The sequence below is a fragment of the Rahnella laticis genome, from assembly GCF_015644585.1.
Classification (GTDB): Bacteria; Pseudomonadota; Gammaproteobacteria; order Enterobacterales; family Enterobacteriaceae; genus Rahnella; species Rahnella laticis.
On sequence record NZ_JADOBI010000009.1, the window covers coordinates 138,816 to 155,730 of the forward strand.

Sequence of the window (16,915 nt, forward strand, 5' to 3'; positions counted from 1 at the left end):
ATATCCTTATCGGGGTTACAGCACGAAGTTCAGGCGGTAATAAACGGCAACGCGGTCAGGGGCTAAATCGCCCGGATAACGCAGGGGCCAGCCGACGGTAAACTGGCTGGAAAAATAACGTGCGCTGCTGTTCAGCCCGACCGCGCCACCCCACAGCGTGCCCGCTGCGTTGACATCGTGGTTATCGTGATGCAGGTAGCCGCCGTCAATGGCGGCCACGGCGGTGATTTGCCCGAACAGCGGCGCGGTGAACAGCGCGGTATTGAGTTCATTGCGCCAGTAACCGCCGTTATCGCCGGACAGGTATTGTTCTTTGAAGCCGCGCACCGAGCTTTCGCCGCCAATCGTCAGACGTTCGCTGCCGTACAGACGGTCGCCGGTCCACTGGCCGTAGGCGCTCGAAAGAAAGGTGATTTTCTGACTGACCGGCCGGTAGAAACTGCCGGAAACCGACCATTTGGAGAATTCTGCTTTGGGCGCATCCGCAGGTTTATGCTGATCGTTTTCCGCCCCTAACCACGGCACGCCGCGTGAGAAGGTCGGGTTGAGCGTCGAGAGGCCGCCGAACACTTTCTGGCTGTGATTAATCCCGACATTCACGTTGCTGAGTTTGCGGCTGCTGCTGGCAAGCGGTGCATCATTAAGATAATTGCGCGCCATGTTGTTGCTGATGCCCAGCGAAACGCCGGTTTTGATATCGCTGTTACGGAACAGGACGCGGGAAAGATTCACCCGGTGCGTTTGCGAATCGCCGGAAGAGCGCCAGCCAAAGCCGCGCGAACTGACTGTGCTGAGATAATCGCTGTAGCTGTAACTGTAATTGAGCAGCCAGTAGCCGTAAGGCACGCTCATTCCCGCCTGCACGCTGCGGGCATCGTGAGAGATGGAAAAATCACTGCTGCGCGCACCGCTGACAAACCATTGATCCGCCAGACCTAATACATTGCTGGCCGTCAGCGAGCCGTTCATCTGGCCGGTTCCGGTACTTTTCTGGCCGCTGTTATCAAACCCTGCACCGGCAGTGACCGGGAACTCCGGCGTTGCCGTCAGATTCACCACGGAAAAGCCCGGCTGCTCCGCCGGTAAAATTTCAATCTGCACCGGGTTTTGCCGCAGCCGGTTGATTTGTTCCATTCCCTGTTCAATGTCGCGCAGATTAAGAATTTTGCCTTTCAGGCCGGGAAACGCCATGGCCAGCATACGGTCATTGCGATGATCTAACTGAACATCCTGAAGCTTTCCTTCCATCACCCGGATATTTAATTGCCCCTGCGAGAGATCTTGCTCCGGCAGGTAGGCGCGGCTGGTGATATAACCCTTCCTGATATACTCATCAGATATTTCCTGCACCAGTTGGGTAATATTCTTAATGCCTAAACACTTTCCAATAAACGGCGCGGTCAGCGCATCTTTTTTACGCGCAGGCAAATGTCCCGCCCCGGAAACGGTAATAGTAGAAACGGTAAAACAGTGAGCGTCGTTCAGTTCTGCGGGTTTTTGTACGGGCGCAGAGAGCGGCTGGCCACGTTCGAGATCTTCACGTTGCAGCTGTTCCTGCTGGAGCCGCCCGCGTTGTTGCTGCTCAATCGAATCTCTGTCCGCCGGGCTGAGCGGAGCGGCATGCACAGAAAATCCGGCAAAAACTATTGCCAGAAATGAGAACTTAACATTCACTGTAAATATCCTTATTTACGAATCTATTATTTTAAATTATGAAATGAGATAAACTTAATCGCTTTATATCAGGAAGCGATTAATTGTTCAAAGTTGTTTCTGAAAAAACGCCTAAAAAAGTTTCTGACCGGAAAAATCTTATTTACGGTTCGGATTTTATTTAATGAACGATATTTTAATATTGATAAGCCAATTAAATAAGTTACCAGCAAGCGCTATTCCGAAAATAAGGTGACGACTTTTCCGCACCGGCAGAACCGGCCTCTTTTGCTTTCAATCCGTTCCAAATCAACGCAAAATCTGTCTTCTTGAGCGGCGACAATAAGGGATGCGGGCGTGAATTCAGGTTTGATGGTGTTACACGGAAATCACTCAGAGGCGCTGAGGGATATTCTGGTGTCGTGGATGGCGGCGCATCCGCTGTCTCCGCTGGAAAACGAAGTGATTCTGGTGCAAAGCAACGGGATTAATCAGTGGCTGAAACTGGCGCTGGCGCGCGATGTGTCCGAAGGCGGCTGCGGGATTGCGGCGGCGCTGGATATTAAATTGCCTGCGCGCTTTTTCTGGCAGGTTTACCGCGCGGTGCTGGGTAAAGATCAGGTGCCGGATTCCTCGCCGTTTGACCGCCCGCTGCTGACCTGGCGGCTGATCCGCCTGTTGCCGGAATTACTGCCTGAACCGGTTTTTGCTCCGCTGGCGCGTTTCTTAAAAGACGACGGCGATATGCGTAAGCTGCATCAGCTGGCGCAGCGTCTGGCGGATTTGTTCGATCAGTATCAGGTTTACCGCGCCGACTGGCTGGAAGACTGGGGCAACGGGCTGGACGTGCTGCGCACCAGCCGCAAAGGCAGCGAGCCGTTGCCGGAAAACCTGCTGTGGCAGCCGCAATTGTGGCGCGCTTTGCTGGCCGATGTGCCTGAAAGCGAACGGGGGACCAGCCGCGCCGCGCTGCATCAGCGTTTTCTGCAACATGCCCAAACCATTCCTGAAGACGAGCGTCCGGCCGGCCTACCTGCGCGCCTGATTGTCTTCGGAATCTCTTCGCTGCCGCAACAATCCTTAGAAGTTCTGGCCGTGCTGGGCCGCTGGACGCACATTTTTATGTGTGTGCATAACCCGTGCGAGCACGACTGGAGCGATATTATTGCCGATAAAGATCTGCTGCGTGCCGAACGTGCGCGTCAGCGGCGTAAACCGGGTATGCCGCAGGTGATTGCCGAAGGCGATTTACATCAGCACGCGCATCCGCTGCTGGCAGCGTGGGGCAAACAGGGGCGAGATTACATCGGCCTGCTCAATGAATATGACAACCACGAATCCTACGCCTCCACGCTCGCGCCGGTGATCCCGCGCATTGACCTGTTCACCTCCAACGGCGAAGACACTTTATTGCATCAGTTGCAGGAAGATATTCTGCAACTGCGGCCGCTGGTGGAAACGCAGGAAAAATGGCCTGAGATTGATGCGCTGAATGACGAATCCCTGCGTTTCTCGATAACGCACAGTGCCCAGCGGGAAGTGGAAGTGTTGCACGACCGTCTGCTGGCCGCGCTGGCCGCCGATCCGACCCTGAAAGCGCGCGATATTATCGTGATGGTGCCGGATATTAATGGCTATGCGCCGCACATTCAGGCGGTGTTTGGCCTGATGGAACGCAGCGATCCGCGCTATATCCCGTTCACCGTGGCCGATCAGGGGCCGCGTCAGAATAACCCGCTGCTCGGCGCGCTCGAAAGTCTGCTGACGTTGCCGCAGTCGCGTTTTGCCGTCAGCGATTTACTGGATTTACTCGATGTGCCGTCGGTTCGTCAGCGTTTTGGCATCGGCGAAGAACAGTTGCCGCTGATGCACCGCTGGATTAGCGCCGCCAACGTGCGCTGGGGGCTGCATGCGGAACAGCGTCAGAGTCTCGAACTGCCGTTATCGCCGGAGCAAAACAGCTGGTTCTTCGGCTTGCAACGAATGCTGCTCGGTTACGCCGTCGGCAGCGGTGACGCCTGGCAGGGCATTGAACCGCTGGATGAAATCGGCGGGCTGGAAGCCGCGCTGATTGGCCCGCTGTCGCATCTCTTAAATTGCCTTGATGAAACCTGGCGTCAGCTGTGTGAACCCGCGTCGCCGCCCGTCTGGGGCGAACGTTTGCAGGCGTTGCTGAGCGGTTATTTTGCCGAAGATGACGGCGATGACGGCTTTATTTTAGTGCGTCTGCATACCGAGCTGGAAACCTGGCTTGAAGCCTGTGAAAGCGTCGATCTTCAGGCCGAGTTGCCGCTGTCTGTCGTACGCGAACACTGGTTGGCGCAGTTCGACCAGTCCGGCCTGACGCAGCCGTTCTTTGGCGGTGCCGTCACGTTTGCCACGCTGATGCCGATGCGCGCCATTCCGTTCCGTCACGTTTACCTGCTCGGGATGAACGACGGCGATTATCCGCGCAACCGCGTGCCGATGGATTTCGACCTGATGGGGCGTGATTACCGGCCGGGCGACCGTTCGCGCCGTGAAGATGACCGTTATCTGTTCCTCGAAGCGTTGCTGTCGGCGCGCGAACGTCTGCATATCAGCTGGGTCGGGCGCAGCATTCACGATAATACCGAACGGCCGCCGTCGGTGCTGGTGGCGCAACTGCGCGACCATCTGGCCGCGGGCTGGAAAGCGCAAAACGACGGCGATCTGATTCATGCACTCACCGCCGAACATCGCCTGCAACCGTTTAACCGTGATTACTTCAGCAAGGGCAGCGGGCTTTTCAGCTACGCCCACGAATGGCGCGCCGGTCTGGACGCGGATATCAGCGCTGATGCCCCGCAGCCATTGCCGCCGGTGGAGCAGGAAGGGACGCTTACGCTGCGTCAGCTGGCGGATTTTCTGACCGATCCGGTGCGCAGTTTCTTCCGCCAGCGGCTGAATATTTACTTCGAACTGGAAGATGCGGGAAGTGAAGATCAGGAGCCGTTTGATATCAATGCGCTGGAAAACTGGCGTTTGCAGGATGAACTGATCCGCGCGCAGAAATGGGCGCTGGAAGCGGGAGAGTCGCGTCAGGATATTCTGCGTCAGCAGCTTGAACGCATCGAACGGCGCGGTGAACTGGCACCGGGCGAATTCGCCGCCGTGCTGAGTGAAGATCTCGCCGAGCCGATGGAAACGCTGTTCGCCAGTTATCAGAGCGTGCTCGATGAATGGCCGCAGACGCTGGCCAGCGAAGCGCTGAGCGCTGAAACCGAAGGTGTGATTGTCTCTGACTGGCTCGGTGATTTACGTGCGAACGCCAGCGGGGATCGCGCCCGCGTGGTGCTGGAAAGCATCGGCATCATCAAGGACCGCAATTACCGCCTTGACCGTTTGCTTCCTTACTGGGTTGCGCATCTGGCCGGACACCTCGGCGGACAGCAGATGCGCAGCATTATTATCAGTAAAAACGGGACGGCAGAATTACCGCCGCTGAAGATTGCCGACGCGCAGGCGCTCTGGCAGCAACTGATCGAAACCTGGCAACAGGGACAATTAAGGCCGTTGCCGCTGGCGGTCAAAACGGCCTTTGTCTGGCTGAAAAAAGACGGCACCGCGCAAAGCCCGCCGGACAGCGATGCCGGGCTTGCGGCCCGCGACGCCTATGAAAATCACGATCCCGCCAATATGAAATTTGGTGAACGCGACAGCAACCCATATCTGGCGCGCGCGTGGCCGGATTTCGCCACGCTGTGGTCCGGCGGCGAATTCGCCGAACTGGCGGATAAACTGCTGGCACCGCTGAAAAATCATCTTTCCCGCAGCAGCAAAAAAGGAGCGAAAGAATGAAGGAACGCATTTTTCCCTCTGCGCTGAATGTACTGAATTTCCCGCTGACCGGCAGCCGCCTGATTGAGGCCAGCGCCGGGACGGGTAAAACCTTCACCATCGCCGCGCTGTATGTGCGGCTGGTGCTCGGCCACGGTGGCGGGAACGCGTTCGGCCGCCCGCTGACGCCGCCGGAAATTTTAGTGGTGACGTTTACGGATGCCGCCACCAAAGAGCTGCGCGACAGGATCCGCGAACGCTTGTCCAGAGCGGCGGCGTGCTTTCTGGAAGATCCGGATGAGCCGTCAGCGGGCGACGAATTTTTGCTGAACCTGCGTGCGGAATACCCGCCGGAAGAGTGGGCGGGATGCGCGCGTAAGCTGCAACTGGCGGCGGAATGGATGGATGAATCAGCGGTCTCCACCATTCACGGCTGGTGTAACCGTATGCTCGGTGAACATGCTTTTGACAGCGACAGCCTGTTTACCCAGACGCTGGAAACTGACCAGACCGAACTGCTGATGAACGTGGTGCGCGATTACTGGCGCAGCTTCTATTTTTCCCTGCCGGAACCTGACATCAGGACGCTGCGCGCGTGGTGGCGTTCGCCGGAAGACCTGCACAAGAATGTCTCTCCGCTGCTGGAATACGCTGAAATGCTGGGTACCGACGAAACCCCTGCTGTCATTTTTGAGACGGTGAATCAGCAAAAAGCCGCAGAGCTGAGCGAGCTGAAAGCGGGCTGGCCGGAATGGACGAAGGAACTGCGTACCCTCCTCGAAGGCGCGGTGGCGGCAAAAGTCGTGAACGGCCGGAAAATTCAGGCGCGGTATTTTAATCCGTGGCTGGAGAAACTTTATGCCTGGGCGACCAGCGATGAGCTCATTCCTGAGCTGAACACCGGCTGGGAGCGCCTGACGCCAGACGGTCTGGCTGAATGTTGGACACAGGGCGAACCGCCTGCGCATCCGGCGCTGACGGCAATGGAAACGCTGAAAGCGCGTCTGGAAACGTTGCCCGATGCCCGCAGCGGCCTGCTGCAACATGCCTGCCGCTGGATTGAAAACCGTTTTGACGTCGAACAGAAAAAACGGGCGCAGATGGGCTTCAACGATTTGCTGACCCGCCTGGACGCCGCGCTGCGCAGCGATAACGGCGAACGGCTGGCGGAGATTATCCGCACGCAATTCCCGGTGGCGATGATCGACGAATTTCAGGATACCGATCCGCTGCAATACCGGATTTTCGACACCGTTTACCGCGTGGCCGAAAACGCGCCGGAGCAGGGGCTGATCCTGATCGGCGACCCGAAACAGGCAATTTATGCCTTCCGCGGTGCCGACATTTATACCTATCTGCGCGCCCGCCGCGACACCGGAGGGCGTCACTACACGCTGGCGACCAACTTCCGTTCTACCCGTGCGATGGTGGCATCGGTGAACAGCGTCTTTTCGCTGGCCGAAGACCGTACTGCCGGAGAAGGTGCATTCCTGTTCCGCCGTGGCGATGAAAATCAGGTGCCGTTCCTGCCGGTGGACGCTCAGGGACGCAAAGAAACCTGGGAGATTGACGGAAAAGAAGCCGCGGCTATGACGTTGTGGTATCCGGAAAATCAGACCGATGCACTGCCGAAAACGCAATACGCCCAGCTGATGGCCGAAGGCTGCGCGACGGAAATTGTCCGTTTGCTGCGCCTCGGGCAGCAGGGCGCGGCCGGTTTCAGCCAGCCGGAAAAACCGTTTAAACCGGTCGCGCCGGGAGACATTGCCGTTCTGGTGAATACCGGACGGGAAGCGGCGGCGATCCGCACGGCGCTGACCAAACGCGGCGTGCGCAGTGTGTACCTTTCTGACAAAGAATCCATTTTTCAAAGTGCGCAGGCAGGGGAATTGCAGTTCTGGCTGGCGGCCTGCGCCGCGCCGGAAAATGACCGTCTTCTGCGCGCCGCGCTGGGCACGCCTTCACTGCATTTAAGCTGGGAAGCGCTGGACCGCCTGAATCAGGATGAAAACGAGTGGGAACGCTACGTTCAGCAGTTCCAGCAACTGCGTCTGTGCTGGCGCAAGCAGGGCATTTTGCCGATGCTGCGGCGTCTGATGTGGGAGTTTGACGTACCGCGTCATCTGCTCGCGCACGGCGACGAACGGGCGCTGACCGATTTGCTGCACCTTTCCGAATTGCTGCAACAGGCCAGCGTGCAGCTTGATGGCGAACACGCACTGATCCGCTGGCTGGCGGAGCAGTGTCAGGATGAAAATCAGGGCGGCGATGCGCGCAAGCTGCGTCTGGAAAGTGACGCGGCGCTGGTGAAAGTGGTTACCGTGCATAAATCCAAAGGGCTGGAATATCCGCTGGTGTTCCTGCCGTTTGCCTGTGCATTCCGCGCGGTGAAAAAACAGGATTCGCCGCTGAAATGGCATACGCCGGAAGGTGAACTTGAAATCGCGCTGAGCGCTACCGAAGAGCAGCGCGGGCTGGCAGACCGCGAACGTCTGGGCGAAGATCTGCGTAAATTCTACGTGGCGCTGACCCGCTCGCGGTACGCGCTGTGGCTCGGCATGGCGCCGCTGAAAGAGTTTGAGAAAAGCGCGCCAGGTTACCTTTTCCACGGCGGTGAACCGGTTGAGGCTGAAGAACTGCCCGCCAGTTTGCAGGCGCTGGAAACAGAAAATATTCAGGCGTGGCCGCTGCCGGTGCCGGTCGGCGTGGTGTACCGCAGCGAGCAGGCGTTGCCGGAGCTCGGACCGCGTCCGCTGTTGCGCACGCACAAAGGCCCGCGCTGGTGGGTATCGAGTTTCTCCGGTCTGCAAATCGCCCCTGCCGGTACTTATATCGTGCCGGAAGCGCTGAACCGTGAACCGCCGGTTGAAATCGAAAGTGCCGCGCAGGACAGCTATTTAGAAGATAAAAAGTCGGAGAACAAAGAGCCTGCCGACGGGCTTTTGCAGCCGATGACCGGTGAGAATTTATATGCTTTCCCGCGCGGGCCTGCGCCGGGTAATTTCCTGCACGGTTTGCTGGAATGGGCGGGCGATGAAGGTTTTGCCGCACTGGCGGAAAACCCGGAGCGAATCGCCGATCAGGTGGCGCGGCGCTGTAATACGCGTGGCTGGGAGCAGTGGATTGTTCCGCTGACCGGCTGGCTGACGGCGTTGCTGACACAGCCGCTGGCGTTGCCGGGCGGAGAGAGTTTCACGCTGGCCGCACTGCCGCCGTATCAGGTGGAAATGGAGTTCTGGTTCTCACTGTCCCAGGTGTCCACGCGGCGTCTTGATACTGTCGTTCAGCACTTCACACTTGAGGGCGCAGAGCGCGCACCGCTGCTGGCGGAAGAACTTAACGGCATGCTGAAAGGCTTTATCGATCTGGTGTTTGAGCACAACGGGCGCTATTACGTGCTGGATTACAAATCCAACTGGCTTGGCGATGACGCTACCGGTTATGACCAGACGGCCATGACGCAGTCGATGCGGGATCACCGTTACGATTTGCAGTTCACGCTCTATCTTTTTGCGCTGCATCGCTTGCTGAAATCCCGTTTGCCGGATTACGACTACGATCGCCATATCGGCGGCGCGGTGTATTTATTCCTGCGCGGCAGCCACGCGCCGGGCAACGGGGTCTGCGTCCAGCGGCCGGATAAAGCATTAATGGAAGAACTCGACGTTCTTTTCAGCCGCACTGAGGAACGCGCATGAAAATCAACAGCCGTGAAGATATTTTAAAACTGCTGGCCAGCTGGGTGGAGTGCGGCTGGCTGCGCGAACTGGATCGCGCGCTGGTGACGTTTCTGGCAAAAGAAGCACCGGATGCACACCCGCTTTTATTACTGGCGACGGCGCTGACCAGCTACCAGCTGGGGCGCGGCCATGTGTGTCTGGATTTGCAGGCCACGCTGGCGGACAGCGCATTTTCGCTCTCGCTTCCGCCCGATGGCGATCACTCCGATGGCGCAATTTCCCGTCCGTCGGCGGTGCTTGACGATCTGAGCCTGGAAGAGTGGATGGCGGCGCTGGTGAACCCGCAGCTGGTGGGCAGCGGCGACGGTAATTCGCCGCTGGTGCTCGCCGGGCATCGCCTGTATCTGCGGCGTTACTGGCAGTACGAGCAGAATGTGCGTGAGGCCATTGAACAGCGTCTGAGCCGTACGCAGCTGAATGCGCTGCCCGCGGAATCGCTGCGCGCGTCACTCGATGCCCTGTTCCCGCAGGCCGGAAACGCAGGGCAGGTGAACTGGCAGAAACTGGCATGCGGGCTGGCGGCGGGGAGTGCGTTCAGCATTATTACCGGCGGCCCCGGCACCGGGAAAACCACCACGGTGGTGCGTCTGCTGGCGCTTTTGCAGGCGCTTGCGCTGGAAGAAAACGGCCAGCCGCTGCGTATCCGGCTGGCGGCGCCGACCGGTAAAGCGGCGGCGCGTCTGAACGAATCGGTGGCCGGCGCGGTTTCCCGGTTAGATCTGCACGCGCTGAACAACAGCGATGCGGTGCGCGATAGCATTAATACCGACGTGGTGACGCTTCACCGTCTGCTCGGCAGCAGGCCGGATACCCGGCATTTCCGGCATCATGCGGGCAATCCGCTGATGCTCGACGTGCTGGTGGTGGACGAAGCGTCGATGGTCGATCTGGAAATGATGGCCGCGCTGCTGGCCGCACTGCCGCAGAACGCGCGGCTGATCCTGCTCGGCGATAAAGATCAGCTGGCCTCGGTGGAAGCCGGTGCGCTGCTCAGCGAGTTATGTCAGCGTGCCACCAGCGGGCATTATCTGCCGCAAACCCGCGATTGGCTGCAAAGCGTGACGGGGGAAGAAATCCCGGATGCGCTGGTCGACCCGGCGGGAACGGCGATGGATCAGGCCGTGGTAATGCTGCGCCACAGCTACCGTTTTGATGCACAAAGCGGCATCGGACAGCTGGCAGAAGCGGTCAACGACGGCGACGTTAAAGCGCTGAAACAGGTCTGGAAACAGGGTTACGCCGATCTGGCTCAGCTTACGCTTAATGCGGATGACGATACCGAACTGCGCGACTGGGTGATTAACGGCGCGGCGGGGCGGTTTCCGGCTGCACAAAGCCGCAAAGGCGTCGAGCCGCCGGTGGGTTACCGCCATTATCTGAACGTGATGACCCATGAACGTCCGGCCGATGATGCGCCGCCGGAAGCATTCAGCGCCTGGGCGGCGAAAGTGCTGCTGGCGTACAGTCAGTTTCAGCTGTTGTGCGCTTTGCGCGGCGGACGCTGGGGCGTGGAAGGGCTGAACCTGCGGATCGCGGAAATTCTGTTTAAAGACGGGCTGCTGAAAGCGTCGGTCGGCTGGTTCCCGGGGCGTCCGGTGCTGGTGACGCGCAACGATTACAGCCAGCGGCTGATGAACGGCGATATCGGTATCACGCTCGAAATTCCTCACCGGCTGGCGGACGGTTCCGTGGTGTCGGTGCTGCGCGTGGCATTCCTGACCGGCGACGGCACTCAGGACACCCGCTGGGTGATGCCGGGGCGCTTACAGGCGGTCGAAACAGTGTTTGCCATGACGGTGCATAAATCGCAGGGCTCTGAATTTACCCATACGGCGCTGCTGCTGCCGGAGAATCTCAGCCCGATCCTGACCCGCGAGCTGATTTACACCGGTATTACCCGTGCACGTCACTGGTTCAGTCTGGGATGTATGGGGGGAATTAACGCGGTGCTGCCGGAAGCCGTTCAGCGCAGGGTGCTGCGCGCCAGCGGGCTGATTAATTAAAACTCGTACTCGTGCATTTTTGCCGCTTTACGCAGCGGGCGGGCTTTCGGGCCCGCGACTTTCGTGGCTTTGTGCGGATCGCCCGCAACAAACTCCAGCGTCGGCGAGTAGTAAAAAGGCAGCCAGCCGCCGTAGCCATTCTCCCACTCCCAGCGAACCGGGCAGGGCCACAGAATGTCTTCGAACATAATGTAATAGGTCCATCGCCCGTGAGGACGACGCGGTTTGCGGTTATTCATAAGCAGACGGTCAGGCTCTTAAACATCACGGGGGATATTTTCGCCTGCACGGCATCAGGTTTCAAGCCCGCTGGCCGATTTGTTGCTTATTTAATCAGTAAGACCTGACTGGCGGACGTTCAGAACTGCAGCGGTTAGCCTGAATCAGGGTAAGATATTGGGGCAGGAAGGGCGGAGCGAAAACTGAAATACGGGATAAAGTCAGGGGCGGCGCATTTCTTCCAGATAGATGAAGAACTGGCTGATCCGCAGGCTGATGCTGCCGATATCAAACAAAACCATTCCCCAGACAATCAAGATCAGGACTAACAGAACTTCTGCCACACGGAACATGCCGCGTTACCTCCTTGTATTCACACGGGAAATAACTTAACTCAAATTGATAGTGTGGACAACCTGTCCGGGGAGATTATCCCCAGATCATGGCGGCCCAGCGGAGGAGCATCAGCGCACCACAGATGCAAAGAAGCACCACCACCATTTTCCAGTGTTTGGCCATCATCCGTTTTGTCACCATTTTTCCTCCCTGTTTTGGGGGGCATTTAGCCCGCCATATGCTGATCGACATAGTGAACAACATGCTCTTTGAGTTCTGGCACCGTCTGATCGGCGAGCCATTCGAAGGCCATCAGCAGCAGGGCTGCTGTGGCCAGAACGGTTAAGAACAAACCCGCTTTTTTACGCGCTTCCATGGATCTCATTATTTCTGATTTGCCTGTTTTTTACTCTACCAGAACAGGCCGGGATCCGGGAAGAATTCAGGCGTCTGGTTCGGGAAAGGTTTAAGAAATTATACCTTTTGTGCCTTTCCGAAACTTTGATCCTGCGCCTGATGCGCGTGAGAATGCCGCGGGCCGGGCCTGAAGCCCTGTTTTCTGGCACGCCAGGCAATCAGTAAACCGGCGACCAGCAGAATCTGCATCGCCCACGGGAAGACGCCGATCCCGGCAGTTTCCAGCAGTATTCCGCCGGACAAACTGCCGCCCGCAATGGCCAGATTCCAGGCCACCACGACCATCGATTGCGCCATGTCTGCGTGTTCACCTGTGGCATCGGCAATCGCGGTTTGCAGTAAGGTCGCCGCGCCGCCGAATGTCAGCCCCCAAACCGCAACGCACAGCGTCACGATAGGCGCCGAATGGCTGCTGAGCGCCAGCACCAGTGAGATCAACGCAAACAGCGCGAGGCTGGTGAGCAATGTCTGGCGCAGACGTTTATCCACCAGTATGCCGGTCAGCCCGATACCCGCCAGTGCGCCAATGCCAAACACCAGCAGGATTTGATCCGCATGACCGGCCAGACCGGAGAGCCGCAGGAACGGCACAATGTAGGTATAAAGCAGGTTGTGGGTCAGCATCCACAGCAGGATCACCGCCAGAATGCTGCGCACCCCCGGCATCATAATGACCTGCCGCAGCGACTGTCGCTCTCCGGCTTCCTGACCGGGATAATCCGGCACCTTGCGCAGCACCCAGACCACCAGCAGCAACGTCATCGCGGACATCACTCCGAAGGCCATCCGCCAGCCGAGCAACGTACCCATCCAGGTTCCCAGCGGCACACCCACCGACAGCGCCACCGGCGCGCCGAGCATCGCAACCGACAGCGCGCGCCCCTGCTGATGCGCGGGTACCATGCGCCGCGCGTAGCTGGCCAGCAAGCCCCACGCCAGACCGGCGGCGGCACCGGCCATCCAGCGGGCAAACATCGTCAGGGCAAAATTCGTCGAGAAGGTGGTCAGCGTGTTGAAAACCAGGAAACCGGCGATGGCCGTCAACAGCGCCGTGCGGCGGTTCCAGCCCCGCGTCAGGGCAACCAGCGGCAGCACGGCCATCAGCGAACCGGCGGCATACGCGGTAATCATCTGACCTGCCATGGCCTGCGACACGTCAAGGCCACCGGCAATTTGTGGCAGTAATCCTGCGGGCAGCGTTTCTGTCATGATGGCAATAAAACCGGTCAGCGCCATCGCCAGCAAGGCAGAGAGCGGAAGCGGCGTCTTTTTCGGTATCTGATTCATGACTTCACCTTATTAGTTGTGCCACATAATTCTTTCATGGTGTTATCTCAGTTTCTGAATGTGTTAAATCACGATAGAGAACTCCTCAGTACGGAAAAAGTAGGGTAGATTTCCAGAATATACGGACACCAACGTCCGCAATGAGAGGTGGCAGTGGAAAGTCTGAGCAGCCTGAATGTGTTTGTACACGTGGCGGAAACCCGCAGTTTTGTCGCGGCCGGTCGCCTGCTGGGCGTTTCTGCCTCAGCGGTGGGCAAAACAATTGCGCGCATGGAAGCCAAACTGAATGTTCGCTTGTTTCACCGCAGCACCCGCAGCGTGACGCTGACGGCAGAAGGCGCACTGTTTCTCGAGCGCAGCCGCCGGATTGTTGCGGAGCTGGAAGCGGCGGAAAGCGAGTTGTTGCAGCTTTCCGAATCCCCGCGTGGCCGTTTGCGGCTGAGCCTGCCGCAGGTCAGTACCCTGCTGTTACCGGTGTTGGGCGAATTTATGCGGCGTTACCCGGATATCGAACTGGATCTGGATTTTACCGACCGCATTGTGGATGTGGTGGACGAAGGGTTTGACGCCGTGGTGCGCACCGGTCAGATGGTGGATTCGCGTCTGTCGATGCGTAAACTGGGGACGTTTCACCATTTGCTGGTGGGCTCCCCGGCGTATTTCAAAGAGCATGGCGTTCCGGCTTCACCGCCTGATTTGATGGCGCACCGGTGTCTGCATTTTCGTTTCCCAAACAGCGGAAAACTGGAAACCTGGCCGCTTTCCGGATATCAGGATCTGGCGCTGCCGGTTTCGATGGTTTGTAATAATATTGAGACGCGCCAGTGTTTCGCGTTGCAGGGGCTGGGCATAACGTGTCTGCCGGATTTCAGCATCCGCAAAGAGCTGGCAAAGGGGCAACTGGTTACTGTGCTCGATGAGTATGTCAGCCGCAGCGCCGACTTTTTCATTCTCTGGCCGTCGGGGGGATATATGACCCCGAAGCTGCGGGTGCTGATCGACTTTCTCAGCGAGCGGGTTTTCCCTGAAATCCCGGAACTGGCCTTGCGGTGCCCGGTGTAGAAATCCCTCAGATACCGCATTTTGATCCGCTAACCTGTTGTTAGTAAAAGTTGTCAGGTAGATGTCGTGTGGGCGTCAGGTTGCTGACGTGTTGGTCGCCGGTCACGTATTGCATGCTGTTTCTGTGTTCAACATTCACTGAAAGGTAAGAATATGAATCAGAGCAAAATCAGACAACTCAGGATCTCCCGCGCGTGGTCGCAGGAACAGCTGGCAGAACTTTCTTCACTCAGCGTGCGCACCGTTCAGCGTATCGAAAACGGTGAACAGGCGAGTCTTGAAACGCTCGGGGCGATTGCGGCAGCGTTCGATATCAAGGTCTCAGAACTGACAGAAAACGATCCGCAATTTGGGGCGACGCCCGAACAGGCGTTGGACGATCAAATCGAAAAAGCCAGAAAGCAGGTTGAGGAAGAAAGCGGGTTTTACCGTTCGGTGGTCTTCTGGGCGGTGATTAATATCGGTTTGTTTGCAATTAATCATTACACCTCGCCCGATACCCTCTGGTTCGTCTGGCCGCTGTGTATCTGGGGCGGTATTTTGCTGATCCGCGGACTGGGGATTTTTGTGTTTCGCGGCTCCGTCGAACGCTGGCAGAAAGCGCGTTTACAGAAACTGATCCGCAAGCCGTGATGTGCGGGTGTCATAATTAGGACAGATTGCTGTCTGCAAATTCAAAGAAGACCGCCCTGACTGAGACATATCAAATTTCCGGCTGAACATGCTGCTATCCTCTGTAGTATTCATGGTCATCAGCTCAACGGACAGAGAATGGATCAGCCCCGGCGGTTTGCATTTAATCTTAAACGACTGATATTGCTTCTGGCTCTGGTGAGTACGCTCATCATTTTGCTCAGCAGCTATCTGGCAATTTTTCAGGTCGAGAGAAAACTTCTTATCGATTCCTCGCTGCGCGCCAGTCAGTCCTACGCGGCGCGGCTTTCCCTGACGGCGGATCTTTTCTTCAATGCGGCGCAAAAGCAGCTGATCTTCAGCGCCGGTTTGCTGGGTGAAGAGTTCGATAATCTTTACGCCGTCGCCGAAGAAGCGGATCGTTTGCAAATCCAGAGCAAGCGCTACAGCTCTGTGCTGGTGGTGGACAAATCCGGCGTGGTTCGCGCGGCGTCGAGAAACTCCGCCAATATGACCGGTCTCAGGCTGGTATCAGACGCCAACACGCAGGCGCTGGCCACGCAAAATCCGGTGATCAGTTCTCCTTTCCGCACCGCACAAAACAATCACATTATTGCCATGTCCGTACCGATCCGTAATGCGCGGGGAAAGTATCTTGGCTATCTGGTGGCGGAAATTACCCTGCATCAGGGCGGTATTATTGATTCGCTGATCAACGCCCGGAATTACCGCAAAGATGCGTATATCTACGTGATCGACAACGAAGGCGACGTGTTGTACCGCGCCGCTGACGGCTGGACGGAAAGTGCGCCGCAGGGAAACGTGAACAAAGCGCTGCTCGAAGGCCGCGATCAGGGTTTCCTGCACATGAAAAATTTGCAGGGAGAAGATTCTCTGGCCGGGTTCTCCACGATGGAAGTTGCGGGCTGGACTGTGCTGGTGCTGCATCCGGCGCGCGCCGACGTCATGTTGTTGTACCACGTGATGTTGCAGGTTCTGATTTATACCCTGCCATTTGTGCTTCTGGTGTTTATCGGGATCTGGCTGCTGGCGCGCTACATTTCCCGCCCGCTGCGCCAGCTCGCGTCGAAAGCCGACACCATGGATTCACAAGATGTGTCGGCAGAAATTCAGCAGATTAATGCCTGGTATTACGAAGCGTCGAAGCTGAAAAGCGTAATGTTGCAGGGTATCCGCCTGCTGCATCAGCGTATTGAAAAGCTCAGTACGCAGGCGCATACCGACCCGATGACCGGCCTGCTGAACCGGCGCGGGTTGTATGAACAGGTGGATAAATTGCTCGGCGAGGAGTCGCAGATCGGGGTGATCACAATCGATATCGATCACTTTAAGATGATCAACGATACGTTTGGCCATGACGTGGGGGATGGCGTAATTACGCAGCTTTCGCGTCTTATTTTGGGAAACTCGCGCGATGACGATTTGCTGTGCCGCATGGGCGGGGAAGAGTTTCTGTTGCTGCTGCCGGGCACCTCGCTGACACGTGCGGTTCAGCTGGCGGAACGGTTGCGGCGTCAGGTCGCCGGGCAGAATTTTGAAGGTGCCGGTAACGTGACGATTTCGCTGGGCGTAACCCATTTCAATCCCGCAAAAGTGAACATCGACAGCGCGCTGAAATCGGCGGACAAGGCATTGTATCAGGCGAAAAATGACGGGCGGAACCGCGTGGTGAGCCGTTAATGTGTTGAAGGGCGTTGTCGTAAGGTTACTGTAAAAAGGCCAGGTTTTTGACCTGGCCTTTTTTAT

At 57.6% G+C, this 16,915-nt stretch carries 12 protein-coding genes; 6 read left to right on the plus strand and 6 right to left on the minus strand.

Going from position 1 to position 16,915, the window contains the following annotated elements; all coding sequences use genetic code 11:
* Positions 1-15: 15 nt before the first annotated feature.
* Positions 16-1,674, minus strand: coding sequence for a ShlB/FhaC/HecB family hemolysin secretion/activation protein (locus IV433_RS18960; protein ID WP_195815469.1), 1,659 nt, complete (start codon positions 1,672-1,674; stop codon positions 16-18).
* A gap of 351 nt (positions 1,675-2,025) precedes the next feature.
* Between IV433_RS18960 and recC the strand changes: the two genes are divergently transcribed.
* From recC to recD, 3 genes are read left to right on the plus strand one after another with little or no spacing between them, the layout of a single operon-like run.
* On the plus strand, positions 2,026-5,472 hold the full coding sequence (gene recC, locus IV433_RS18965; protein WP_195815520.1) for an exodeoxyribonuclease V subunit gamma: 3,447 nt from the start codon (positions 2,026-2,028) through the stop codon (positions 5,470-5,472).
* Positions 5,469-9,149, plus strand: coding sequence for an exodeoxyribonuclease V subunit beta (gene recB / locus IV433_RS18970; protein WP_195815470.1), 3,681 nt, complete (start codon positions 5,469-5,471; stop codon positions 9,147-9,149). Before recC ends, recB begins: the two co-directional genes overlap by 4 nt.
* A complete protein-coding gene (gene recD, locus IV433_RS18975) occupies positions 9,146-11,194 on the plus strand; it encodes an exodeoxyribonuclease V subunit alpha (protein ID WP_195815471.1) in 2,049 nt (682 codons plus the stop codon). The genes recB and recD overlap by 4 nt, the downstream gene beginning before the upstream one ends.
* On the opposite strand, the gene IV433_RS18980 is transcribed toward recD, so the two are convergent.
* From IV433_RS18980 to IV433_RS18995, 5 genes are all read right to left on the minus strand, one after another.
* The gene (locus IV433_RS18980; protein WP_195815472.1) at positions 11,191-11,433 is read right to left on the minus strand and encodes a hypothetical protein; all 243 of its coding nucleotides are present in this window, start codon (positions 11,431-11,433) and stop codon (positions 11,191-11,193) included. The genes recD and IV433_RS18980 overlap by 4 nt on opposite strands.
* Before the next feature lie 201 nt (positions 11,434-11,634).
* Positions 11,635-11,766, minus strand: a complete 132-nt coding sequence (locus tag IV433_RS26315) for a hypothetical protein (protein ID WP_255534104.1) — start codon at positions 11,764-11,766, stop codon at positions 11,635-11,637.
* A 76-nt stretch (positions 11,767-11,842) separates the two neighbouring features.
* On the minus strand, positions 11,843-11,950 hold the full coding sequence (gene yniD, locus IV433_RS18985; RefSeq protein WP_095923072.1) for a small membrane protein YniD: 108 nt from the start codon (positions 11,948-11,950) through the stop codon (positions 11,843-11,845).
* 25 nt (positions 11,951-11,975) lie between these two features.
* Positions 11,976-12,125: a hypothetical protein gene (locus IV433_RS18990; RefSeq protein WP_165056865.1), complete on the minus strand. Its 150-nt coding sequence runs from the start codon at positions 12,123-12,125 to the stop codon at positions 11,976-11,978.
* A 98-nt stretch (positions 12,126-12,223) separates the two neighbouring features.
* On the minus strand, positions 12,224-13,453 hold the full coding sequence (locus IV433_RS18995) for an MFS transporter (protein WP_195815473.1): 1,230 nt from the start codon (positions 13,451-13,453) through the stop codon (positions 12,224-12,226).
* Positions 13,454-13,606: 153 nt separating this feature from the next.
* On the opposite strand from IV433_RS18995, the gene IV433_RS19000 reads away from it, so the two are divergent.
* From IV433_RS19000 to IV433_RS19010, 3 genes are all read left to right on the plus strand, one after another.
* Complete coding sequence (locus IV433_RS19000; RefSeq protein WP_195815474.1) at positions 13,607-14,515, plus strand: LysR family transcriptional regulator; 909 nt, start codon at positions 13,607-13,609, stop codon at positions 14,513-14,515.
* Between the two features lie 153 nt (positions 14,516-14,668).
* On the plus strand, positions 14,669-15,148 hold the full coding sequence (locus tag IV433_RS19005; RefSeq protein WP_195815475.1) for a 2TM domain-containing protein: 480 nt from the start codon (positions 14,669-14,671) through the stop codon (positions 15,146-15,148).
* A 138-nt stretch (positions 15,149-15,286) separates the two neighbouring features.
* The gene (locus IV433_RS19010) at positions 15,287-16,849 is read left to right on the plus strand and encodes a sensor domain-containing diguanylate cyclase (protein WP_195815476.1); all 1,563 of its coding nucleotides are present in this window, start codon (positions 15,287-15,289) and stop codon (positions 16,847-16,849) included.
* Positions 16,850-16,915 lie beyond the last annotated feature (66 nt).